Source organism: Pseudomonas brassicacearum subsp. brassicacearum (assembly GCF_008801605.1).
GTDB classification, from domain to species: Bacteria; Pseudomonadota; Gammaproteobacteria; order Pseudomonadales; family Pseudomonadaceae; genus Aquipseudomonas; species Aquipseudomonas brassicacearum.
In genome coordinates this window covers 267,931-292,741 of the sequence record NZ_VZPJ01000002.1, presented here as the reverse complement: position 1 = coordinate 292,741, position 24,811 = coordinate 267,931, and the positions used below count along the sequence as shown (strand labels likewise).

Below are 24,811 nucleotides of genomic sequence, written 5' to 3'. Positions count from 1 at the left end.
ATGAGCCAAGAAATTCGCAAAAACGTGGAAGTGGAACTACTTGCGGCGCTGAAGCAAATCACCTCACCCCACTTGGACCTGAAGGCCAGCAAAAACAAACTTGGCCTGCTCGCTGCCAAGGAAAAACTTGGGGAAATCTACGTTCAACACCTGACCAAGGCCGATGGTTATTACGCCGGGTTGGAGATCTATACCTGCGAGGCCTTTAGCTTCTGCAAAGAGCAATCCCCGCCCTACGAGAGCCGGCTGTTGAACGCATCGTTTTTGTCGAAGAGCTCCTTGTCGGAGGAAGCAAAACAATTCGGTGACGAGCTGGGCGGCATCATCAGAACCCCGTCCCCTCAAGCCATCAGCGCAACCGTCAAAAAAATAAGCGAACGGCTCGAAAAATTTTACCTGCCCAAGGCAGAACACAGCGTTCTTGGCTCCCCCGCATTAATCGATGACGTGTTGGCCGAGCCGGATAACTATGCGTTTCCATTCCTGACGATTGTCTTTGCAGCGCACAAAAATAATCTGAGCCTGGATTCGGATGTGCTCAAGAAAGCCTTGACGACTAAATCCATATTTGGGAACAAGCAGTTCGACTTGGCGCTTGCAAACAAATTGCTAGGCGCAGGTTAAACACAAATCCTCGTGGCGAGGGAGCTTGCTCCCGCTGGGCGGCGAAGCCGCCCCAAAAAGACCCGCGCATTCCTACAGAAAACTGCTGCGCCACCGAACGGGAGCAAGCTCCCTCGCCACGGTCTGCATACACCTTGAATCCTGGTATGTGCTGCCGCCTTCGCGAGCAAGCTCGCTTCCACAAAAGATTGGCGGCAGGCTCTCCACTGTGAAGCCCAGCCCGAACTCCTTAAGGTGTGCTGCGAGTTAAGAAAAAATCCGCAAAACCGGCTCAAATGAAGATTTTCTGGGCGCACTGAAGAAAAACTGCGCCTAGGGCAGAAAATTAAAAATTTCACCATGAGCTCCTCTGGTACTTGCGGGTCGAGGAGTCCTTCCGAAGATCCCTACCAAAATACGGATTGGTTCAGAGACGGCAGCAAAACTTCCTATACGTGCAATACCTTAGCTCTAATGGCATGTTTAGCTGTCCAGCTAAACATGCCATTAGAGCTAATAATCGATCGTTTTTTGATCTATCAAGACTCCGGGACGAGCTAGGATGGGCTTGTAGAACATTAAGGATTTTCACCGTACGGTTCCCCGCCCGACGTCCAATGACTGCTCAAACTCATTCATTGCTGACGAGCCGAATGCCGGACAATGTCGTTTCCCCCTAGCCGCAGCACCACAATCCTGCTGGGCGGCAAAACCGCCCAAAAAAAGCCGGCGTCTTCCTACAGAAAAACCACTGCGCCACCGAGCGAGAGCACGCTCCCTCGCCCCGAATCCTGGGCATTACGAAGGCTTGTTTATTCTCCCTCCGCAACGCTTCCACCAAGCTACGAATCCTTGCGCCATTGCCTACAACTACGCCAGAATCCGTCCGCTTGTGCGCCTTGCCCATGGGTTCTATCGTTTCCCTGCCACTGCCCATCAGTGGTCGGGTTTAGTAGCCCGAGGTTTTCCGCAAGATGCATGAGCTATCCACTCAGGCAGGTGTTCCAATTCCTGTCCTTGATGGTGGCTGTGCGCAGGGCGCTTCGGCGCGCCGGCAATGCTGGAATCCCCGGTCTACTAACCTGCGTACAGCCGCCACCCTTCTTTTAGTAGGGAAAGGGTCGCGGCCTAACTCGAGGATTCCAGCTTATGTTCAAAATAACTCCAAACCCTCCGGAAACGGACAACACTTCCGCGCAAACCAAATCCAAAGCCAAAAAGCACGACGAAACCACCAAACGCGTCTTGGATCACTACCTGCTACCCAAACCGGAAAAGTCCGAAGATGCATCCAAACCGGGCCAGCTATTCACAGTGGCAAAAAACGCCGACAACGAATGCCTGCTCGCCAACCTCAGCGAAAACCTGGCATCCGCCGACGCGATGATCAGCAACCTGGCCTTCGACCTGGAAGGCCCCCGCCGCCACATCGCCCTCGGCATCCAGCAGTTGATCGAAATGAGTTCATTACTGGCGAACCGAGTGCTGGATAACGTCGACCCACGCTAGCCGCAGCACCACCAACCCCGTGGCGGGGGAGCAAGCTCTCTCGCCACAAACCATGTACGTCCTCGGAGCGGATAATAAACGTTCTATCGTCTTCGCTAGCTAGCACACACAGAATTGGCGATAACCCTATTTTGTAAAAGCTCAGCCTGAACAGTTCAAAGGTGAGATATCTCTCCTAATAACAGCAGTGGACGATTATCAACGTTCGCCAGGATCAACTTTAGGCTACCCGCCGTAACTGGGAACAGTTAGAGCTAATGATCGGAAATACTAGAAGGCAGTTCCCCTTAAATCACCTCTACGCCATATACATCAGGAGACGCACAAAACACTTGTAACGCAGCCTCTCTAACGCAAATTTTGTTATATCCAGCAAGCATCGCCTCGTCGTTAATAGACAGCCTGCCGTACACGTTTGTTGAAAGAATTTCCATTAGACGCTCTCGCTCGCTCTCTGGCAATGATAGCTTTGCCATAAGCTCATCTAAGTACTTCCCATCCACAAATGCATGCTGCAGTAAAATTATGCAATTTTTAGTTATATTCATATATATAGCCGGCCCAGTTTTAAGCGGTTCTTTAATGACTCCGGTGTCAGATAGTAGCGCACACTTTTTATCAAACACGAAGGCCAGGATGCTCGTGCTAAACTCTTTAGCCAAAAAAAACTCATCAACAAACCCATCAAGGCTTGTCGACTCATCACCTTCAGCGTACAAAAACAACAGCAGCAGTCGAATCCATTCCTTATATTCCTTTGGTGAGACCCCGTAGGAGTCGCAGATATATTTTTCTTCTGCGTTATTCTTCTCTGTTAGAGCGACATAGAGCGCAAAGGCCCCTGGCTTATCGATACAATGATCCACATAAGAGTCAAAATTCTTCAAGACCTCCTTAATTTTGTATGGATTTCTTAACCAATTCATTAATTTATAAGTATATATATATTTAACATGCTTTAAAAAAATTGCGAAATCACACCCTTTAATTTTTTGTAGGTCAATCGATTCGCTAGTAACATCAACACGTGTTCTAGCAACAGTGATCCAATCGAGTAGGCCAGCTACCTGCGCCGGATAACCGCCCTCATACTTATTGAATAGCCTCTCAAAATTAATTCTCTCGGAATCCCCTACGCGCGCAAACGTAAAAAGATCCTGAAATGCTAGATTTTTTCTAATTAAACTCTTTCCATTGGAGCGAATCTGTTGCCTTTTTTTATCGACCACATCGAAGCGGTGTATTTCCGCTTTCTTTGAGTACGGATCAACCGAGCAGGAATTAAGCCGTTGCTCCGCTTGCGAAACAAAATGTTGATTACGCGTGTCGTTTTTGAAATTATCAATAGCCATTATATGTACCCAAAAAACCCGATAGAAAATTCCAGACAACAACTCAAACCGATCACGAATGTGGTTTCGGAAACCTAGTTTTTTCTAATGCAAGGAGCTTATCTAATCCCTCTTCCATTGCTGGTACAAAGCTCCCTCAGGCCACAATCTTTTCATCCCAGCCACTAAGGCATTTTCTAATGCTTCTAACACTGGCTCAAATTTTTCTAAAAAATCGTAATTTGGCGAAGCCTCAGCCATTGCAAGCATCGTTAACATAAATTGGTTTTTATGAACCCCACCAACTTTGAACTCACTTACGCCACCCGCAGCATCAGGCATAAATACTTCAAACCATCCAGGATGTTTCTGGTGTAGCTCTACAACCCAATGATCTGGGAACAACCCCTCAATCGCAACTTTATTGGGAATAATTACGTAGTCTTGATTACCGTTAAAACACCCCTTCTTTCCAAAATAACCAGATAACTCTTGAACGCCTCTTCTTCCTGCATCATCACCGTCGAATAGCGAAACTGCTGCGACTTCTTGCCGCATTAGTTCATAATTCGCACGCAAAAAACCTTTCAGTTCTGTAACTCCTCCAAACTCTCGAAACTGGACAGTATCTGACGCCAACAACATCGGCGTAGCATATGCATCCTGATAATAATCCGCCATCGTAGTCAAATAATTAATATCAGTCTCACCCTCAACAAATACATTGAGATCAGTTAACCCAAAATAATCTGAAAACTTAACTCCTAACGACACACGAATATCTTCAGTTGCCTGCTGCATAGTGTCATATACGTGAAGACGTGTTCCAGCACCTCTCGGCCCGGTTGTAACACCTTGAACATCTGCAACTGATTGCGGCATAAAACTTAAGGAGTGCGTAGTTTTTATCACAGTGGAGATGCTGGAAAGCTGCTCTAATATTTTAGAACTTTGATAAGCGAGGGAAGGATGCATATACGTCTCCGGCTCCTCAATTAACCAAATTACAGACTTCTCGGGATTTTGTTGGGTAATCCATTTAAACGACGACAGAAGTACCGCCGACTGCAACCCCATACCTTTCGTGAAAATTGAGCTTTTACTCGTATCATGCACCATCAACTCGAAACCTGAGATCAAATGCTCCAGCGCATTTCGAGGATACTCTAAGTATGAATTAACTTTACTCAAACCTGATTCAGCTAGCTCTTTGTCCATACTATCGGTAAGAGACGATATGCTTTTCCTTATTTCCAAATCGTAAGGCTTTAGAGCCTCAGCAACCTGTTTTTTAACAAAAGGCGAAACAAATTCATCATACAGTTGCGCAATTGACTTGTTCGAAGGAATGTAATAACACTGGAAACATTCCAGCACGGAAGAGACTATGGTTTTTTGCAGCGTCGAATATTGCGGAGATTTACCTTCGGCTTTTTTTGCCCCCGGGTAAACCTGATAGACCGGGAGCGACTTATTGAAATAAACATTTATGGAGAATGTGTTTTCAGACGCTTCGGTTTTTGGAACTTTAAGCATTTGCCTCAATTTTCTAAGCTTATCTAAAATCTCTTTATCGGCATCGGGGTCGGCTTCAAAAAAACAAGTCAAACTAGTTTGAATATTTTTCGAATTAAATGGTAAGTCGCGATCTGGATCATAGTTATACTTATTATCATGACCGGTAAAAAAATAATAAAGCGCTAATAACGCATTTGTTTTACCTGAGTTATTCGGACCTATGAGGGTAAGACCATTTTTTATATTTAATGTCTGATCAGTCGATATAGTCCTAAAATTTTTTATCCGTATGCTGGCAATTCGCATTTTTCTTCCTTTAATTATTAAGCAAGTCGATTCGGCAGATGAAACATTCAATTAAAACTGATGCTTTTGCCAAATATCTCTTTCCCAAATTTTCCTAGCCGCGTCCTTTAATATTTCTACCGCTCCCAGTTACCGAGTCCTGAGATTGCCTGTTCGATTCATATTTTTCGTGCCCAAAATAGCGGTGCAGCCCATGAATGCTAGCAGAGAGACATCATTTTGCCATATGCGCCCAAGGTCGAACGAACTGCACCGAACGCGGTAGCTTTCGTCGAAGAAGTGCTTTCTTAATGGGTGTTAAGGGGAGCGCCCGCCGCTGGTCGTAAACTCAATTGATTGACCAATTACACGACTTCCTCTGGCTGCCCACTAACGACCACCTCGACCAATTTCAGACACGCGGCATCAACTGATGTGACGACTACGCTCGAAACTTTGTGCCTCCCTACGACGGCCATGCCGCCGAACGGGAGCAAGCCCCTCATGCAAAATCACCACCTCGCCATCGAAACTGCCGCCCCTTCTGCCCCAACCCCGCGCACACCCGCGCCAACAAGGGGCGATTTACGGTCAAAGTTATTGGCCATTTCGATCCCCTTTTGGCCTCTCCTGCCGTTCTCTGAAACGCCCCACACCGCAAGACTGTGTTCAAACCGACCAGCCTTGCGGAGAACAAAAAAATGCTGACGATCTACTCAGACGATCACCACCTGCACCACGGGCGCTGCGAGTTGATGGACGGGCAATTGATGCCTTGCTTCGAGATGCCGTCCCGGGCCGATCATGTGTTGGAGCGGGTCAGGACGCAGGGGCTGGGGCCGGTGGAGGCGCCGCAGGATTTTGGCTTGGGGCCGATCCAGCGTATTCACAGCGCGGCGTACCTGGAATTTTTCAAAGGCGCCTGGGACCGTTGGGCCAAGTACAACCGCGACGGCGATTTGTTGCCCTTCACTTGGCCGGCGCGGACCTTTCGCACGGTCATCCCCACCAGCCTGCACGGCCAGTTGGGTTATTACAGTTTCGACGCCGGCGCGCCGATCACCGCTGGCACGTGGCAGGCGGCCTACAGCGCCGCGCAAGTGGCCCTCACCGCCCAGGCGGATATCCAGCGTGGTGCGCGCAGTGCCTTTGCCTTGTGCCGCCCACCGGGGCACCACGCCGCTGGCGATTTGATGGGCGGTTATTGCTACCTCAACAACGCTGCCATCGCCGCCCAGGCCTTTCTCGACCAGGGCCATAAGAAGGTCGCGATTCTGGATGTGGATTACCACCACGGCAACGGCACCCAATCGATTTTCTATGAGCGCAGCGACGTGTTGTTCGCGTCGATCCACGGCCATCCGGAGGCGGAGTTTCCGTTCTTCCTGGGGTATGCCGACGAGCGTGGCGAGGGCGCCGGTGAGGGCTTCAACTTCAACTACCCTTTGCCGGCCGGCTCAGGCTGGGACACCTGGAGCGCGGCGCTGGAGCAGGCCTGCGGGCAGATTCGGGGGTACGACGCCGATGTCATCGTCGTGTCCCTGGGCGTGGACACTTTCAAGGATGACCCCATCTCGCAATTCAAGCTCGACAGCCCGGACTACCTGGCGATGGGCAAGCGCATCGCGGCGCTCGGCAAACCAACGCTGTTCGTGATGGAAGGCGGCTACGCGGTGGCAGAAATCGGCATCAATGCCGTGAACGTTCTTGAAGGTTTCCAAAGCGCCCCATGAGGAATAACTGCATGAACAGACTCAAGCGTTTAATGGCTCCAGCCGTGTGCGCCGCGCTGCTTTGCGGCGCTGTCCAGGCCGAGGAGCGCACCTTGCGCGTCTACAACTGGTTCGACTACATCACGCCCAAGGCCCTGGAGGATTTCAAGGCGCAGAACAGCCAGGTCAAGCTGGTCTACGACATCTTCGACACCAACGAGGCCCTGGAGGCCAAGCTGCTGACGGGCAACTCTGGCTATGACGTGGTGGTACCGTCCAACGTGTTCCTGGCCAAGCAGATCGAAGCCGGGGTGTTCCAGCCGCTGGACCGCAGCAAGCTGCCGAACTGGAACCACCTCGATCCCAAGCTGATGAAGCTGATCGAAGCCAACGATCCGGGCAACAAGTTCGCCGTGCCCTACATGTACGGCACCATCCTGATCGGCTTCAACCCGGACAAGATCAAGGCCGCCCTCGGCGACAACGCACCAGTGGACAGCTGGGACCTGATCTTCAAGGAAGAGAACATCAGCAAGCTCAAGCAGTGCGGCGTGGCGCTGCTCGATTCGCCGTCGGAGATCCTGCCCCTGGCCTTGCAGCACCTGGGCCTGGACCCCAACAGCAAGAAGCCGGCGGACTATGCCAAGGCCGAAGCGCTGATGATGAAGATCCGCCCGTACATCACCTATTTCCACTCGTCCAAGTACATGGCCGACATCGCCAACGGTGAGATCTGCGTGGCGGTGGGCTACTCCGGCAGCTTTTCCCAGGCGGCCAACCGGGCCAAGGAAGCCAAGAACGGCGTGACGGTGGACATGCGCCTGCCCAAGGAAGGCGCGCCGATCTGGTTCGACATGCTCGCCATCCCCAAAGGCGCGAAAAACCCGGACGACGCCTACACCTTCATCAACTACTTGCTGCAACCGCAGGTGATTGCACCGGTCAGCGATTTTGTCGGCTACCCGAACCCGAACAAGGACGCCACCGAGATGGTCGACCCGGCTATCCGCGGCAACCCCAACCTGTACCCGACCGCTGCGGCCATGACCACGCTCTACACCCTGCAACCCTTGCCCCGGGATGCCGAGCGCGCGCGCACACGAGCCTGGACCCGGATCAAATCCGGCCAGTAAAAGCCGTTGTGGGATAACGGCCATGGTGGGAGCAAGACCATTGTGGGAGCAAGGCTTGCCCGCGATGAAGGCCCTGCGGTCTGCCAAGGACCGAGGCGCTTGTTTCGCGAGCAAGCTTTGCTCCCACCCGGTGTTGGCTGCGTATACATAGTTACCACCTGCCCCGTCCCTTGCCTCTCTAGCATGGAAACCCCGAAGCGTTCGGCTTCGGGGTTTTCATCCATCTCGAGACAGGGACAACTCAGATGACATCAGACCCTACCGGCACCGCCCCGGCGTTCAACGCGAGTATCAGGAGCACGCTGGTCAACCAACTGCTCGCAGGCCCCACCTACCCGGAAGTGGCGGCCATGCTGCTGCGCAACGCACTCAAGAAGCTGTACCCGTCACTGGATCTAGACCCGCATACCACCGTCATCGGCGAACCGGCCTGGGACATTGTTGGTGGCGAGATCGTGGCGCGCCCCACCCGCTATGAATCGCTCAGCGATTTGCTGGCCTCGCGGGTGGACCAGAGCAAACCCACGTTGTTGATCGAAGGGCTGCACTTCCTGACCCAACTGCCGATCACCGCGCCCGAGGTGCATTTGCCGGTGCGCATCGACCAGATCGGCCGTTTGATCAACGAGCTGGTGCCGGCCATGGTGCCGGCCAGCCAGGAGCAGCAACTGGCGTACTGGAACATGCCGTTCGGCAATTACGGCCCACGCTGGCATGAACTCTCCCACACGCTGCGCAAGCTCTGGGACGTCAAGCAGATCGAGGGCTGGACGGCGACTGAATGCGACATGGCCCGGCAACTGTTCCTGTACCCCGACCCACAAGACCGTAACGACAGCTACGACAGCCACGCGTATCTGGTCGACATCGAGGAGGTCGACGGCGACGAGATCAACCGCGTGAATGAAAACTCGCTGGTGGTGCTGATCGGCCTGATCGACAACAAGGAGGTCATCCTTGTGCACTCGTTGCTCAACGGTTATGAGAAGTTCGCTTCACGGCACGCGTTGGGACAAGCCCTTCCAGAACACCTGGGCACCTTGGTCCACCCGACGAAAATTCGCTGGCGGCTCTATGAACCCAGCGGCAATATTTTCGACAGCAAGGCCTGCGGGATCATCGCCGTGCAGGTCAAGATCCTTGGCATCCCCAGCATCAGTCTGAATCCGGGCTATGCAGAAGACGAACCACCGGCCCCCAGCGGAGTGGACGTAGGGCCTGGCGAAAGCTGGTTCCAAAAACAGTTACCCGAATGGCTGCAGGCCGCGTCGATTTCCGACCAGATCCTGTTCGCCCAATACATGAAGAATCTTTCGGCGATGAGCAGCTCCCACGCCGGCAAAACCTACCTGGACGACATTCCCCCCCTCAAAACGTATGCGGCGCAGGCGCTGAAAACGCAGATGCAATCCGACCACGACGACGCTTCGACGCTGGACCCGGAAAAAATCGAGATCGAGATAAAAAGCCCGGTTGTCTGGGGTACCTTCGTAGTGCCCTTCAAATTCGATACCACGCGGTTCAACCTCGTCGACCTGGCCTTGCAAAACCTGATTGCCCTGCCCCCGGGCAACAAGACGGTGAGGTCTCTCGACACGACCGTGTTGCCCGCGTGGTTGACGGTGGACTACGTCGAGAAGCTCATCACCCAAGTCGATATCGGTCGTGTTTATCCCGACCTGATCAAGCGCAAACTGCTGAATGACCCGGCGGAGTCGTTCCGCCGCGAAAACCTGTACACCTCGCAGTTGCGCATACAGCTGCCCATGCTTGCGCTGGAGGGCAAACTGCGTGGGCGGGGCAATATCGATGAGCGCGGTTGCCGTTATGTCGCGGCGCTGATGGAGCCCCAGGAAGACGACCGCAAGGTAGACGGGCAAACCATCGTCCTGCGCAAACTGGCTTTCGTGCCCGAGCTGCAGTTGGGGCTTTCGGAGGACATAGTCGCCAACATGTTCGTGATCGGCCCGCAGACGCCAAGTGCCGGCCCCTGCCTGCTTTATCGACCGTTGCTTGAACCGCAGCTGTGGCAGTTCCCGTCGTTCAGCAACTTGCTGTACACCATCAGGCAAAACGCTCCCTTGCGCCAATCGGTACTGGCGTGGCTGCCCGATGGGGTACGCGAAACCTATGGCCGCGATGTCTTTCCAGGCGCCCTGCCCTCGCCCTGGACCATCGTGGAGTTCGTGGCAGCCCCGCTGGAGACCTTGTCCAATAATGGTCCTGTCAGCCTTGGCGACGAGACCCTGGGCGACGACTTCCTGCCACTGTTGTTCCGGGCCAACGCCAATGCCTTGGTCACGCTCGCCGATCATCAGTCGGTCTCCAATCGCGAAAGCCGTTGGGAGTCTTTCAAGCAGGCCGGTTGGCTGATTTTCAATTTGGCGCTGCCCTACCTCGGCACCACGGTGGCCACCACGACCTGGCTCTGGCAGATCCTGAACGACCTTGAACAGCTGACGCAGAGTGACGAAGAAACCAGTAGCCAGGCCAAGTGGGCGCTCTTTGTCGATGTGTTGTTGAACGTCTCCTTGGGGATCATCCATTACGTGATTGACCGCACCAGGGCGAGCAAAGGTAGTCGTCCGACAGAGGCCCCGGAGATTGCCCCACCACAAATCCCGCCAGTGCTCAAACCCAAGCTCATTATCGAAACGCTCGCGCCGCTCACCAAGACAGAGCTGCCGCAAGAGCACTACGAGGTCGTTCATACCAGCGGTGCGTTGATGGGCAGGTCGAGCAAGCGCGCCAATCTGCTCGATAGCTTCAGCATCGCGGCTCCCGATTCCCCTGGACAACCCAGGACCGAAGGCGCGCTCAGGGGCCTCTATGCGAAGGGTGGGAAGTGGTACGCAAAGATGTCGGGAAAATGGTTCGAGGTCACCGTAGAGGGCGACCAGATCTGCATCATCGACGGAGCCCGTTCCGGCCCTCCGGTGATCCATGATGCGCGCGGCCAGTGGCAGATCGATACCCGCTTGCGCTTACGCGGCGGCGGCTCAAAAGGTGCCCGGCAGAGGGTCGTCGCCGAGGCACGACGCCGCAGCGTGGAGCTGCTGGCCGAACTCAACCAGTTTGAAGAACAGAAACCGGCGAACCAGAAGTTGCTGACCATGGACGCGCAGGAAATGAACCAGGCATCCGGCGCAGCGCGGGAAACCAAGCGTGTGGCGTATCTGACGACCCTGGAAGCCCAGCGGGAGAACTATGAAAAAGCGCTGAAGACCCTGATTGAATGGCCGGTCTTTCAGTCACGCCCCGATTACCCTCGCGTCAGCCTTGGTTACCTGAATGCGCAAGTGAATTTCACCTTCGCGGAAATGGATGTATTGCGAGAGCGCTTTACGCCTGCCCTGACCGATGCCATGGGCATGATCACGTCCGAGGTCAAGGTGCTGGAGCAACAACACATCGATGCTGCCAACACCATGATCAACGCCGGTCACGACATGATCGAGCGCCTGGACTACATGGAGACACGTTTTTCCAGGCTCAAGGAGATGGGGCGCGAAGGCTTTGAGTTTGTCCGTCAGTACCGCGCAAAGATGCCGGTCTACAAAAGTGACGATCTGCGACTTATCCAGGTGGATATGTACCGCCACCTCTGCCTGTCTCTTGAAAGCGTCGAGACGATGCCTGAAGGCTGGGTGGAAATTAACCGTATTGTCGACAACGCCACGGTGGCCTTCCAAAGCCTGCGCGACGCCATGGATGAGCGAAGCATGATCCGGCTGGATGAACAAATCGATGCGCTCGGCAGCCTGACGGAACAGTTCGCCGCCATCGAAGAACATCTCGAGTACATGGGCAGCGAATACCGAGGCAGCACCAACCCTGTACAACTCACTCGACTGGTCAAACAGATGGGCGAATGTAAAAGACGAGCGTTGGAGCAGTTGGCGCAAGCCCTTGATGAGCGAAGCAACCGGCGCAGGTCAGGCAGCCCTCATGAGCCACGTCCGCGGGCCAGGAAAAAATTCATCAGGGCACGCTTCTGGGGCGTCATCAGTGGCGAGCCTCGCTTATCGCAGCTGCACGAGGAAACGGATTGGGTCGATGTGAAGAATCCGTTCTCGGAGGAAATCATCGTCTCGTTCCACCGCAAGGAAACCGGCGAATGGGCGCCCCACGTGATGTCCGACCCGCCTCCCCTGGCAGTCCCTTCACTGGACACGAGCGTTCGCAAAGGCCAAACCCTGATTGACGGACTGACCGCGTTCAAGGCGCAAATCGAACAAGACTTGAAAAAGCCAGGCCGGACACCGGCCGGTGTGGCAATGATCCTCAATGCCCACGCCAGCAGGATGGAGAAGGTCGGCATCGCGATCAGGAAGGCACTCGACCAGGCACAAGGCGTTGCCACCAACGAAACGATTGAAATATCAGAGGCGCAGCAGCGCTCGGCCGAATCCTTGCGATTGCGCCTCAAAAGAGAATCGAAGTCGCTCTATGAACAGGAATTCGAAACCGTATTGAACATCATCAAGCAGAGCCCTCCGACCATGAGCGGCGTGATCTGGCTGAAAGACCGAAACCGTATTTCCATCACCAAACGGATAAACCGCCAACGCATCAAGGGCCGCACACATGGTTACCTCGACAGGTATGAAATCAAGGACAGGAAGACCAACAAGACGCTCTGGTTCGCCGACTTTCACTACTCCACGAACTGGGTGCCTGCCCGTACGTTCCTTTCGGCACGCCTGAAAACAGTGGAGCAGGTGGTTCTGGGGATAGCTGATGTCTCTACAAAAGGCTTTAGCCAGCGTCAGTTGATCAATCATTACCGTAGCGAAATTGCCATGGACCACGCCCAGCAGGTTTTTTTTCCAAAGGAACGGCCATAAAACCAGGGCCGCTGCCGATGCCCCGACGGCGCGCCCTCAGGGTTTCCAGGCCTTCGACAGGTTCGCCAGCGCGGTGCCAATCGCCGCTGGCGGGACCGCCGCAAACCCGAGCACCAGCCCGGCGCGCACTTGCGACGGGGTGGTGGGCAACCAATAACTGCTCAGGCCATTGATTTCCACACCCACATTCGTCGCTTGGGCGATCAGTTCGCGCTCGCGCTCGATGCTCTCCACCGGGACCGTGAGATGCAGCCCGGCCACGACAGTGGGCAGGGCTCCGACACCCGCAACCGCCGTGGGCCAGCCCGCCAGCAACGCATCACGCCGAACCAGGGCGGCCCTGCGCATACGCCGGATATGCCGCTGGAAATGCCCGGCGGCCATGAACTCGGCCATCACCGCCTGGGTGCTGACTTCGGAGTGGCGCACGTCCACGGCGCGCCGTCGGGCGAAGGCGTTGACCAAGCCCGGCGGCAGCACCAGGTAGCCCAGGCGCAGGGCCGGGAACGCCACTTTGCCGAACGTGCCGACGTAAAGCACCCGCCCCTGGCGATCCAGTGCCGCCAAGGGCGCCAGTGGCGCGCCGCTGTAGCGGTACTCGCCATCGTAGTCATCCTCGACGATCCAGCCGTCGTTGCGTTCGGCCCAGGCCAGCAGTTCCAACCGCCGTGGCAGGCTCATGACCACCCCGGTCGGGTATTGATGGGACGGTGTGACATAGGTCAGCCGACAGTGGCTCAACGCGCCCAGCGCGGCGCAATCCAAGCCATCGCCATCCACTGGCACGCCCCTGACGTCGGCACCGGCAACGGCGAACGCGTGCCCGGCCGCGCGATAGCCGGGATTTTCCACCGCCACGACGTCGCCCGGGTCGACCAACAGCTGTGCACAAAGGCTGATGCCCTGCTGTGCGCCACTGGTGATCACAATTTGTTCAGCCGTGCAGTGCAGCCCCCGGGAGCTGCGCAAGTACGCGGCGATCAGCCCGCGCAAGCGCGCATCGCCCTGGGAATCGCCATAACACAGCTGCTGCAGATCCGGCTTGCGCCAGAAAGCCGCATTCAGCTTGGCCCAGACGTCGAAAGGGAACAGATCGAAAGCCGGTACACCGACCCGAAACGCTCGCGGCGGGCCGCTGGGCGGTTGGGCCAAATGATGTTTTTCGACGCGGTTCAGCGCGTCGCTGTGGATAACTTTACTGGATGGACCTACAGGCAAATCGAGCCAATCTGTGGATAAGGCTGTGGGTAAGCCTGTTGAAAACCCTGTGGATACTTTTGTGGATATGTTTTTCAGCGGCAACGTCGTCGAGGACAGTTTCGCCACATATGTACCGTCACCGACCCGCCCTTCGATGAAACCCTCGGCGTAGAGCTGGTCATAGGCCCGCACCACGCTGTTACGCGAAATCGACAAGGCCGCCGCCAGGTCACGGCTGGCCGGCAGGCGCGTGCCGCTGGCCAGGCGCCCATCGAGCACCCGGGTACGCAATGCCTGGTAAAGCTGGCGGCTGAGCCCCTGGCGGCGGTCCAGCTCAATGCCTGCGGGGTTGAATGACAATGGCGGCGCGGCGTTGTGCATGACAGCCCTCACGAATGGACCTATCGAATTGGCCAGAAGTGGCTCTTACAACAGACCAATAGCCTGCCTAGGATGCTCGCATTCGCCAAGGAAAATCATCATGTACAACCCCAAAGCCTTTGCCGTCGAAGACCTGCCCGAACTGCACCAGATGATCGGCGATTGCCGCCTGGCCGTATTGGTCACCCAGGGTGAACACGGTTTGCAGGCCAGTCATTTGCCGCTGTTGCTGGACACGCAACAAGGGCCGAACGGAAGCCTCTACGGCCACATGGCCCGGGCCAATCCACAATGGCGCGACCTGGAAGCCGGCGCCGAAGCCCTGGTGATATTCGCCGGGGCCGATGCCTACGTCAGCCCAGGGTTGTACGCCAGCAAGGCCGAACACGGCAAGGTCGTGCCGACCTGGAACTACGTGGCCGTACACGCCTACGGCAGCGCCGAGGTGTTCAGCGACGCTCATCGCCTGCGCAACCTGGTGGGCGCCCTCACCGACCGCCACGAAACCGGTCGCGAGCAGTCGTGGAAGATCGATGATGCGCCGCCCGAGTACATCGACAGCATGCTCAAGGCCATCGTCGGCTTCGCCCTGCCCATCCAGCGCCTGGAAGGCAAGCGCAAGCTCAGCCAGAACCGTAGCCCCGCGGATGTCGCCGGCGTACGCAACGGCCTCGCCGCCAGCCCCGACCCGCAGGACCGGGCGCTCGCCCACCTGATGCCTGAACAATCGTCCAAGGAGTGAACATGAGCCAACCTGAAGTCCGCCTCGTCAGCGCCGACGATCACGCCGCCTGGCTGCCGCTGTGGCAGGCCTACCTGCGGTTCTATAAAACCGAATTGCCGGACGCCGTGAGCCAAAGCACCTGGCAGCGCTTGCTCGATGAGCGTGAACCAACCCATGCTGCCCTCGCCTGGGATGGCGACACGGCGGTAGGCCTGGTGCACTTCATCTATCACCGTTCGAACTGGAGCATCGAGAACTCCTGCTACTTGCAAGACCTGCTGGTAACGGAACAGAGCCGTGGCACAGGGGTGGGCCGCCAGCTCATCGAATTCGTCTATGCCACCGCCAAGGCCGATGGTTGCTGCAAGGTGCACTGGTTGACCCACGAAACCAACGCCACGGCGATCCAGCTGTACGAGCGCATCGCCGAGCGCCCAGGCTTCATTCAATTTCGCAAAGCCCTTTAAGGAGCGCAGCATGTCGACTTCACTCGCCGATTGGAAAGGTGTCCCGGCGCCCTCTGCACAGGTGCTCGAAGGGCGTTTCATCCGCCTGGAAAAACTCGATCCGGCGCGGCATGCCGATGGCCTCTGGCAAGCCCTCGAAGGCCCCGGTGCCGACCCTAAACTCTGGGATTACTTGCCCTATGGCCCGTTCACGGATCGCGTCGCGTTCGATGCCTGGTTGAACAACCATGCGGCCAATACCGACCCGTATTTCTTCAGCGTGATCGACCGCGCCAGTGGCGAGGTGCAGGGCATTCTCAGCCTGATGTCCATCGTCCCGGCCCAGGGCCGCATCGAGATCGGCCACGTGACCTTCGGCGCGCCGATGCAGCGTTCGCCGAAAAGCACTGAGGCGGTCTATCTGCTGGCCAAGGAGTCTTTCGCCCTGGGTTATCGCCGGCTGGAGTGGAAATGCAACAACGGCAATGCCCGCTCCAAATATGCGGCCGAACGGCTGGGGTTCACGTTTGAAGGGGTGTTTCGCCAGCACATGGTGGTCAAGGGCCAGAACCGCGACACCGCGTGGTACTCGATACTGGACTCGGAATGGCCGGCGATAGCCGCGGGCTTCGAGCGCTGGTTGAGTGAGGACAATCAGCGCGAGGGTGGGCAGGTGCGTGGGTTGGTGGAGTGTCGGGCATAGCTATCGGTGCCTGACGCTCCGCCATCGCGAGCAAGCTCGCTCCCACAGTGGATCTGTTGTGGACCTGGATTAAGTGATCATCACAGATTGACTGTGGGAGCGAGCTTGCTCGCGATGGCGATTAATAGGCAATGAACTCATTGGCTGCCAACCGCCCGATCACTCCGGTTTCGGTTTCATCTCTCCAAAAGTCTTGAGCGATTCGGGTGTCACCCCTCTCTTCAGGTACTGCCAGGCCCAGTCCGGCACGGCCATGTGGCTTTCCAGATACGTCACGAAGTCCAAAAGGCTGTGCCCCAAGCGATTGACCGGGAAATCAAAGTTGTTCAGATATTGTTGGGCGCGGCTTTGGGCGACGCTGAACAGCTCCCTGACAATCCGGTTCGCACGTAGATTGCCTCTTAATGCGAGCACAAAATCCAGCGCGGAACGAAGCACGCCGGGGCGCTCGAGCGTGAATTGAATCACGGAGTCGCTAAATTGAGATCCAGTCAGATCGTCCCAGATCTGCACGGCGTGATGCCTGGGGAGACGCTGCAGCGAGCTCCATAGATTTGGGGTATTGAACAAAATGTTCACTCGGGTATTGGAGGGCAATTGCCCCGGTGCGCTGAATAACCGGATGACAGGCGCCTGGTCGACCTCGCCAGCCTTCACCGGCGGCCTTTCCAGGTAATCCCAAAACGCCGTCAGTACCCGTTGGTGGGTGACGATATTCTGCAGATTGCTGTCATCGAACAATCGCATCCAGTGGATATCGATATCGCCGTGCCTCACCACTTCTTTGTAACGCGTATCGGCATATTCAGAGATGACTCGCAGTCGCCGCTCGGAGAGCGCCGGATTACGCAGCCATCTTGCAACTACGTTCACAGGCAACATGCCGTCCAGGTTGGATGAAATAACCGCAGACCTCAGGAGGAGATTCGCCCGCCTCAACAAATCGGGGAAACGTTCGAGGGACGCGATGAGCAGATCACGGGTGCTTTCAGCCCGATCGTAATAAATGTACTGCTCCATCAGTTCTGAGTCGTCATCGATTACCCGGCCCGTTTCACGCTCGAATCTCAATTTCACCTGAGCCAGGTCGTCGCGGTCCACCAGGTAGGCACCGTCGAGCAATTGTTCAAGCTGGTTATCATCAAGACGACCATGCCTGGCCTGGTCGAACTTGACGTAGGCCAATTGATTCCTGGGGTGATGGTCGGTCAGTTGCCGGGCCCTGACTCCGTATTCCAGCATGATATGGATCACGCCTTGGGACAGCCGGAGGAATTCATTATTGAGCAGTTCGGTGAGGTGCAAATCCTCGACAGGACCCAGCAGGGTATCTTGGAAAAACTGCCGCAGGGTCTGGTTCTCCCGGGTGTAATACGGTGCGCTGCTGGGCATCAGTTGCTCTGGGGAACGGGGCGATAAGTAACGCCCGATTTCCTGCAGCACCTCCGGTGGCAGGTCGGCCTCTCGCGCCGCAAACAGCGTCCGGCGACCTACGCTGTTTGCGTATAGCCGCAGGTAATCCTGAGTCGGTTGAAACAAGCGATACGGGTTGGGGGCCCCGTAGATGATCCGGCTGAGATCGGACAATGCCTCCTCGTCCAGCAGGTTTTCCAGCCAGGGGGCATTTTCAAAGAGCGCTTGTCGGACCCCGGAGGCTCGCGACACCATGTACTGATTCAATTCCGGATGTTGATCGACATAGTCGGCCGCTGCATTACGCAGCCCCTGCATCGAGAAAGTCTCCTGCGCTTGCCCTTCATTCAGCCCACGGGCAACGGCATCGAAAAAACAATCACCGTCGCCAGGGATCTCCTCGACACGGTCTCCCAGCACCAGGCTGTAATGGTTCTGGGCCGTTCGTCTCAAGACAATATCGGTGCTCGACTGTCCTGGGTGGTTGCTCATCGGATAGACACTTTCCACCTCGCCCGGGGTAAAGCGCACAGACCAACTACGCTCTGCCGTGATCTCATCGATGATCAGCAAGCTGCGGTTTTGCGGCCAGCTCGCAAGGCGCGTGATGATGGCCGGGACCAGCTCCATGACTTGAGTATTCCAGACGCCTGGTGTGCGGATCAAACCGGAAACAGACGCCGGCGACGGAGCAGGCACCTTGGGTTTCGAGGGACCCGGTTCAGCCGGTGCCGGACGCTTCCCACCACCCCGACCAAACCCTATAGCGCGCCACTCGCCATTGGGCATCCGCGCCACGGTACTTCTCATCACGCCACTGGAACGGATACTCAACCCGGTAGCAGGGTCGACAAGGGTGGCCTCGGTCGCCGTCAACTTCGTATGGTCGTGCACCCGGAACACCGTCCCATCGGGTTGTCGCACGTACACGGGACGCGTGACGCTGTTATTGAGCGCGGGGCGATAAAAGCCCTGGGCATCGGCGACCAGCCCTTGTAGCAACGAGGTATCCGCCACGGCATAACGGCGGTAAAGCGCGTCTTCCAAAGGCAGGCCTGCCAATGTTTCGCCCCGGCTCTGGCGCGCCGTCACGGCCAGGAAAGAGGACTGTCCCCGTACTGGAACACTCACGCCACCCGCCAACCCTCGTCCGCCATAATTGGCCACTCTGTGGACAAAGACCAAGGTGGTCAGGTTCGCTGGAACAGCGCCGGTCCTGACCATCAACCAGCCGGTCTTGATGGCGCTCTTGAGCAGTTGCAAACCAGGAACCAGGAGGATACCGGCCAGGTCCATGAACGTTTCCATCGACATCATCACCAGCCTGGCAGCCGTCTGGCGATGAACATCCCGGTTGCTGTTGGAGCGGTGATCGCCATAAGCGCTATGGAAATTGACGTGCGCGCGGTGGAGGGTCTCGAGAAGATTGCCAGGGATCAACGCACCGCGGATCAACGGTCGGCCACGTTGTTGCCCCAACGTGCGCTTTATCTCTTCGGGATCAAGGGTGCAAATGCGTGAGCGGAAATATCCCTGCCATTGCTCTTGCTGCAACAGCCCCGCCACCCCCTCGCCCAGACTGGAAAACTCATGGAAGTCATCACCCTCGGGGCTGTCCGGAAAATAGACCCCCACGGTTCCCTTGATGTCCGGCCCGTCCTGATCGGAAAAAACCAGCACGCCATCAATGCTGCTCGCATTGCCCATCGTCCCATGCTGCCCACCAGCCCCGACACTTCCACCCAGCACAAGCCCATAGACCTGCACCCTTCGTCCCTGGACCAGCGCACGTGTCTCGGCAACGGACGATTGCAGAACAGCCTGCAGCCAGAGAGCAATCAACTTCTTGGGCTTCGGTGGATGGAAGGCCCTATCGAGCACGGTGGTCTTGAAGACTTCATCGCCCCTGAGCCCGGCCTCATGGCCTTTGAATTTCATATTGGCCAGGTAGGCCGCCTGCCAGGCTGCTTTGTAGTCAGGTTTATTCATTTCCTTCCGGAGCAGGGTTTCATAACGGCCGCCAGCATCAATGTGCGTCGCCATCCTGGCAAGCTCACCGCCCGTCAACGTGATCAGGAAGCCGTTGGCCGGATGCCGGATACGCTGGCCATCTTGATCGGCAAGGTAGACGGCCAGCACTTCTCTCATCGCGTTCGGGTATTGAGTCGGGCGCAGGTTATCGAGCATCAACTCGGTCAGGCTGGCGATACGTGACTGCCTTGGGTTGGCGCCTTTGCCATAGGAGAGCGTGACCAGGGTCTTGTCCGGGTCGGGATCGACGCCGGGATGCACCGTGTGTTGCAGGTACTGCTTGATCTTCTGGCGGGTGAACTGCAACAACGTCGGGATATCGCTACCCGCCAGTGTGTAGGCGGCTTCCAATACCTGCGTCTCCAGGCTGCGGTAGTTCGATTTTTCCGCACGTGTTGCGGTTGTATAAAAATCGGCGCGGTTGTTTTCAACCAGGGTTTCCCGGCGCACCGCCAGCGGCCCGGCCAGCGACAACATGGGCAACCCCAGTGCATCTTCAGCCTTCAGCGCATAAGCCGCCAAAGTAAGTGTCTCGTTGCCCGAGGCATTCAGGACCGCCTCCAGCGCGGCGCCTTGGTGCCGCAGCAGGTCGTCCGCCGCCACGGCAAAAACAGACTCGGACAGTTCAGAAGCAATATCCCGGATCCCACGCTTCTGTCCCGCGTAGGTCGGGCTGACGTGATTGACCAGGTCCTGGAAAGAGCGAAAGCGCTGTATTCCCCCTTCCAGGGAGTACAGGAACAGCGAAGACTGATCCGTGCGCTTGATCACCATCGCAGCGGGCCATTTCTGTGGCTTCGCGGCGCCCATGTCGAGCATGACGGCATAGACATGGGGAATGGGCGCACGCAGCAAACGGCTTCTGTCCGCCATCGAAGGGTGAGTGGTGATGAGGTCCAGCAGGCGATCTTCTTCATCCTGCAGGGTTCGCGCACTTTGGGTTAACGGGGTGGCCGGATCCCGGTCGACTTTGTACAAGTCGAAAAGATGCAGGAATCGTCGGCACAGCAGATGAGCAAGTGCCGCTTCAGTGGTCGACGTATCGAACGCATCTGCACCGTTTCTGTCGTGGCGAAAGGCGCTGAGATCGTCACGGAACTGCTGCTTCAAGCTGTCATTGGTTACGGGGTCGGCGATATAGAACACGGACTCCATGATCGCTGGAATTTTCGCGCCCAGCGGGCTGACGAATACGCTGTCGACCTCTTCCACCGAATCCGGACGGGTGTAGAAGCCCACACCACCGCGCGAGTAAGTGGGCGGTGTATCCGTCGCTAAACAGCCCAACATCACGTCGGTAAAGCACTGTGAGGCGGTCAATGAACGACCACCGAGCGAGTCCACATCAAAGTGGTTCACATACCAGTGATCCGGGTCGATGCCCTGGAGCAGTGAGGCGCGGAATTTCCGCTCAGGGATCTTTGCCTTGATGCGGCTGACCAGCAGACGCTTGAGCACGGTGTCGAACGTTGGCAAAGCGGCGAACAGACGCGCCAGTTTCACCTGATTGGCATCCAGGTGCCCCAGTTGCCTGATCTGTTCTTTTTCACGGGGGCTGAGCAGATTGCCTTGGGCGTCCACCTCAGTAATGACGGGCTGCCCAATGCCCTGGTAGCCGGGCGCAATGCCGGCGTGCAATTGCTGCAAAACGTCTGCTGAAAGGCCTTTACCGTTGACCCGCAGTGAGGGGAAGCCCAGGGACATATGACTTCGGTGGGGATAAACCCAACCCTCGCGCGCAGAAGGCTCAGCGGTCGCCCTGCTTTGATGGGCAATCAAAAAACCTCGTGTCACAGCGTCACGCAGAGGCACCCATGAGGTTTTTCTTTGAGCGGCCGAATCGACTGTCTCGACCTCTTGATAAGTGGCCTGTACCCGCGTATCGCCAATAAGGCCCCATTGATTTAGCCATTGATCGGCGAATTCATGGGGTTGAAATCGAATACCGTGGGGTAACAGGCTGATGGGTCTGAGCAGTACGCCGGCAGCATGCGGCGTCACGCCAGGTGCATTTTCAGGGAAGACAGTCATTCAGGTGTCCCGGTGATGAGTAGGGCTGGGACCCTATCGCGCCGTTTCAGCGGGAATGACGTACATATGTATAGGTGTGGGGACGGGCTGTGGAGAAAAGCGTAAGCCGATGTTTGCGGCGGCGGGATTGCACGCTTGAAAGGATGCGGCGGCTGAGCGTTAGCCATCGCGAGCAAGCTCGCTCCCACAGGTTCTGCATTATTGTGGGAGCGAGCTTGCTCGCGATGGCGGTCGAACAGCCAATGTATTTATTACCCTCCGACCGCCAACCCCTTAGACCAGCTTTTGCGCCAACACCGCAATATGCTCCGGCCCGATCCCGCAGCAGCCGCCCAGGTGGCTGGCCCCGCGTTTTTGCCAGTCCGCCGCCCACTGGAGATAGCCTGGCGGATCAAGGTCTTCGCGCAGCGGATCGAGCCCATCGTTGGCCGTCGCTTCCTTCGGTTGCGGCGGGAAGGCGTTGGCGTAGGCACCGATGTGGATCTTCACACCCAGGCGCGCGAAGGTGTCCCGCGCGGCATCGATGGCCGCGCCGATCACTTCTGGCTGGCTGCAGTTGAACAACAGCACCTCGACGCCCAGCTCAGCCGCCACCGCAGCGGCGTCCGCCACCGGTTCGCCGGAACGCAGGCGTGGCACTTCATCAGTGTCTTCGTCTTTGAGGGTGAACGACAGCCAGAACGGCTTGCCGTCCTTCGGCAACCCGGCGTGAATCGCCCGCGCTTCGACCGTGGAGCTTTGGGTCTCGGCCAGCCACAAGTCGACATGGGGCGCCAGGCCGTTCACCAGGGGCGCGAGCAATTCACTGGCGCGGGAAGCGTCGAACAGATCCGGCCGATAGGAGCCGAACAAGGGCGGCAGCGACCCGGCCACTTGCACCGCTTTACCCGAAGCGCGCACTGCCCGCTGCGCCAACTCGCCCGCGAGCGCGGCCAGGGCCTGGCCTTCTTCGGCGAAACGCGCCTCGCCAATATGAAACGGCACCACCGCATAGCTGTTGCTGGTGATCACGTTGGCGCCGCTGGCAATGTAGGCCGCGTGCACGGCTTCTACCGCCTGGGGCGCTTCGCTCAAGGCCAGCGCCGACCACTCGGGCTGTCGGAACGGCGCGCCCCGGCGTTGCAGTTCGCGGCCCATGCCGCCATCGAGAATGACTGTCGTTGCTGAGCCCATATGCGATTCACTCATAAGCTTATGAAAAATACTCACTACCGGAGTTGTTCTTATAACTATTTAATACGCACCATTCGGTGAACTACAACTTATTTTTCTATCAGGGCCCTCACATGAAATTACAACCACTGCTGGCCCTGGGCCTGACTCTGCTGGCTGCCTCTTCGCAAGCGTTCGCCGGCGCCACGCTGGATCGCGTCGAACAGAAAAAAGAACTGGTCGGCGTGCTGATGGAAAGCTATCCGCCCTTCTCGTTCCTTAACGATCAGAACCAGCTCGACGGTTTTGACGTGGACGTCGCCAAGGCGGTGGCGCAGAAACTGGGTGTGAAGCTGCGCCTGGAAACTCCTTCCTGGGACGTGATCGCGGCCGGTCACTGGAGCGGGCGCTATGACATCTGCATCTGCTCCATGACGCCGAGCAAGGCACGCGCCGAAGTGTTCGATTTCCCGGTGCAGTACTACGCTTCGCCAGCGGTGATCGTGGTCAACGCCAAGGACGACCGTATCCACGGCGCCAAAGACCTGAGCGGCAAGAAGGTCGGCCTGACCAGCGCTTCCAGCTACGAGAGCTACCTGAACAAGAACCTGGTGATCGAAGGCGCCGAGGATACTCAACTGAGCTATCCGTTCGAGGACGTGCAGATTGCCCCGTACGACACCGACAACGTGGCTTTCCAGGATCTGGGCCTGGGCGCCGGGGTGCGACTGGACGCGGTGCTGACCAACCTGGTGACCGCACAGCCGCGCCTGACCGAAGACAAGCGCTTCAAGCTGGCCGGCGAGGTGCTCTACTCCGAGCCGAACTCGGTGGCCATCGAAAAGGGCGACGCCCAGTGGGACAACAAGGTGCGTGAAGTCTTTGCCCAGTTGAAACAGGACGGCACCTTGAGCAAACTCTCGCAAAAATGGATCGGCGCCGACATTACCCAATGACTTCTTTTCCACCCCCTCAGCCACCGCCACCGGTGGCTGAGTCACGCTTGCAGAAAATCTTCGGTTTTCGCACCCGGCTGTACCTGACCTGGGCGGCCATGCTGGTGCTGTTCGCGAGTTTCTTCCTGAGCTTCGACCTGAAGTTCTCCATCATCCTCGACAAACTGCCGAACCTGCTGGGCATGCATCTGGCGCCCAATGGCTTTTTGCAAGGCGCGGTGCTGACGTTGTTCCTGTGCCTGTGCTCGATCGTCGCTTCGTCATTGCTGGGCTTCATCACCGCCCTGGCGCGGCTGTCCAGCAGTGCGGTGGCGTTCGGTATCGCCAGTTTCTATGCGTCGTTCTTTCGCGGCACGCCGCTGCTGATCCAAATCCTGCTGATCTACCTGGGCCTGCCCCAGCTGGGCGTAGTCCCGGGCGCCATCGCCGCCGGGATCATCGCCCTGTCGCTGAACTACGGCGCCTACCTGAGCGAAATCTTCCGCGCCGGTATCCTCGGCGTCCCCAATGGCCAACGTGAAGCTTCCCTCGCCCTGGGCCTGAGCGAAACCGTGATCTTCTGGCGCGTCACCCTGCCCCAGGCGATGCGCACCATCATCCCGCCGACCACCAACCAATTCATCTCCATGCTCAAGGACTCTTCGCTGATCTCGGTGATGGGGGTTTGGGAGGTGATGTTTTTGGCGCAGTCTTATGGTCGTTCCAGTTATCGCTATATCGAGATGCTGACTACGGCGGCGATTATTTACTGGTTGATGTCCATTGCGTTGGAGCTGATTCAGGCGCGGATGGAGCGGCATTATGGGAAGGCTTATCTGAATAATCGCTGAGCTGTT

15 protein-coding genes are annotated in these 24,811 nt (G+C 57.0%); 10 read left to right on the top strand and 5 right to left on the bottom strand.

The genetic code is table 11. From position 1 onward, the window contains the following. Positions 1 to 624, top strand: a complete 624-nt coding sequence (locus tag F7R20_RS07085; RefSeq protein ID WP_003206952.1) for a hypothetical protein — start codon at positions 1 to 3, stop codon at positions 622 to 624. A 1,128-nt stretch (positions 625 to 1,752) separates the two neighbouring features. Next, positions 1,753 to 2,112, top strand: a complete 360-nt coding sequence (locus tag F7R20_RS07080) for a DUF6124 family protein (protein WP_003206954.1) — start codon at positions 1,753 to 1,755, stop codon at positions 2,110 to 2,112. Positions 2,113 to 2,399: 287 nt separating this feature from the next. Here the strand turns inward: F7R20_RS07080 and F7R20_RS07075 are convergent, their stop codons facing one another. Together F7R20_RS07075 and F7R20_RS07070 are read right to left on the bottom strand one after the other, a co-directional pair. Next, on the bottom strand, positions 2,400 to 3,464 hold the full coding sequence (locus tag F7R20_RS07075; protein WP_042956402.1) for a hypothetical protein: 1,065 nt from the start codon (positions 3,462 to 3,464) through the stop codon (positions 2,400 to 2,402). 102 nt (positions 3,465 to 3,566) lie between these two features. Beyond that, complete coding sequence (locus F7R20_RS07070; protein ID WP_003206956.1) at positions 3,567 to 5,267, bottom strand: ATP-dependent nuclease; 1,701 nt, start codon at positions 5,265 to 5,267, stop codon at positions 3,567 to 3,569. Between the two features lie 680 nt (positions 5,268 to 5,947). On the opposite strand from F7R20_RS07070, the gene F7R20_RS07065 reads away from it, so the two are divergent. The 3 genes from F7R20_RS07065 (at position 5,948) to F7R20_RS07055 (ending at position 12,938) form a co-directional block, all read left to right on the top strand. Beyond that, the gene (locus F7R20_RS07065) at positions 5,948 to 6,979 is read left to right on the top strand and encodes a histone deacetylase family protein (RefSeq protein ID WP_003206957.1); all 1,032 of its coding nucleotides are present in this window, start codon (positions 5,948 to 5,950) and stop codon (positions 6,977 to 6,979) included. An 11-nt stretch (positions 6,980 to 6,990) separates the two neighbouring features. After that, a complete protein-coding gene (locus F7R20_RS07060) occupies positions 6,991 to 8,091 on the top strand; it encodes a polyamine ABC transporter substrate-binding protein (protein ID WP_003206959.1) in 1,101 nt (366 codons plus the stop codon). Positions 8,092 to 8,336: 245 nt separating this feature from the next. Further along, positions 8,337 to 12,938 carry a dermonecrotic toxin domain-containing protein gene (locus F7R20_RS07055; protein ID WP_003206961.1) on the top strand — a complete coding sequence of 1,534 codons (4,602 nt, stop codon included), beginning with the start codon at positions 8,337 to 8,339 and terminating at the stop codon, positions 12,936 to 12,938. A gap of 36 nt (positions 12,939 to 12,974) precedes the next feature. Here F7R20_RS07055 and pdxR read toward each other — a convergent pair whose 3' ends face one another. Further along, positions 12,975 to 14,519, bottom strand: coding sequence for a MocR-like pyridoxine biosynthesis transcription factor PdxR (gene pdxR / locus F7R20_RS07050; RefSeq protein ID WP_003206962.1), 1,545 nt, complete (start codon positions 14,517 to 14,519; stop codon positions 12,975 to 12,977). A gap of 100 nt (positions 14,520 to 14,619) precedes the next feature. On the opposite strand from pdxR, the gene F7R20_RS07045 reads away from it, so the two are divergent. From F7R20_RS07045 to F7R20_RS07035, 3 genes are read left to right on the top strand one after another with little or no spacing between them, the layout of a single operon-like run. Then, positions 14,620 to 15,261, top strand: a complete 642-nt coding sequence (locus F7R20_RS07045) for an FMN-binding negative transcriptional regulator (protein WP_003206964.1) — start codon at positions 14,620 to 14,622, stop codon at positions 15,259 to 15,261. A 2-nt stretch (positions 15,262 to 15,263) separates the two neighbouring features. Continuing rightward, the gene (locus tag F7R20_RS07040; protein WP_003206966.1) at positions 15,264 to 15,710 is read left to right on the top strand and encodes a GNAT family N-acetyltransferase; all 447 of its coding nucleotides are present in this window, start codon (positions 15,264 to 15,266) and stop codon (positions 15,708 to 15,710) included. 10 nt (positions 15,711 to 15,720) lie between these two features. Then, positions 15,721 to 16,392 carry a GNAT family N-acetyltransferase gene (locus tag F7R20_RS07035; protein ID WP_003206968.1) on the top strand — a complete coding sequence of 224 codons (672 nt, stop codon included), beginning with the start codon at positions 15,721 to 15,723 and terminating at the stop codon, positions 16,390 to 16,392. Positions 16,393 to 16,551: 159 nt separating this feature from the next. Here the strand turns inward: F7R20_RS07035 and F7R20_RS07030 are convergent, their stop codons facing one another. Both F7R20_RS07030 and F7R20_RS07025 read right to left on the bottom strand, forming a co-directional pair. Then, positions 16,552 to 21,867 (bottom strand): OTU domain-containing protein, encoded by a 5,316-nt coding sequence (locus tag F7R20_RS07030; protein ID WP_081352595.1) that lies wholly within the window; start codon positions 21,865 to 21,867, stop codon positions 16,552 to 16,554. A gap of 273 nt (positions 21,868 to 22,140) precedes the next feature. Continuing rightward, complete coding sequence (locus F7R20_RS07025; protein WP_003206973.1) at positions 22,141 to 23,040, bottom strand: homocysteine S-methyltransferase family protein; 900 nt, start codon at positions 23,038 to 23,040, stop codon at positions 22,141 to 22,143. Positions 23,041 to 23,153: 113 nt separating this feature from the next. Here F7R20_RS07025 and F7R20_RS07020 point away from each other — a divergent pair, with 113 nt between their 5' ends. Together F7R20_RS07020 and F7R20_RS07015 are read left to right on the top strand one after the other, a co-directional pair. Next, positions 23,154 to 23,975, top strand: a complete 822-nt coding sequence (locus tag F7R20_RS07020; protein WP_003206974.1) for an ABC transporter substrate-binding protein — start codon at positions 23,154 to 23,156, stop codon at positions 23,973 to 23,975. Then, positions 23,972 to 24,805: an amino acid ABC transporter permease gene (locus tag F7R20_RS07015; RefSeq protein ID WP_003206976.1), complete on the top strand. Its 834-nt coding sequence runs from the start codon at positions 23,972 to 23,974 to the stop codon at positions 24,803 to 24,805. The genes F7R20_RS07020 and F7R20_RS07015 overlap by 4 nt, the downstream gene beginning before the upstream one ends. Positions 24,806 to 24,811 lie beyond the last annotated feature (6 nt).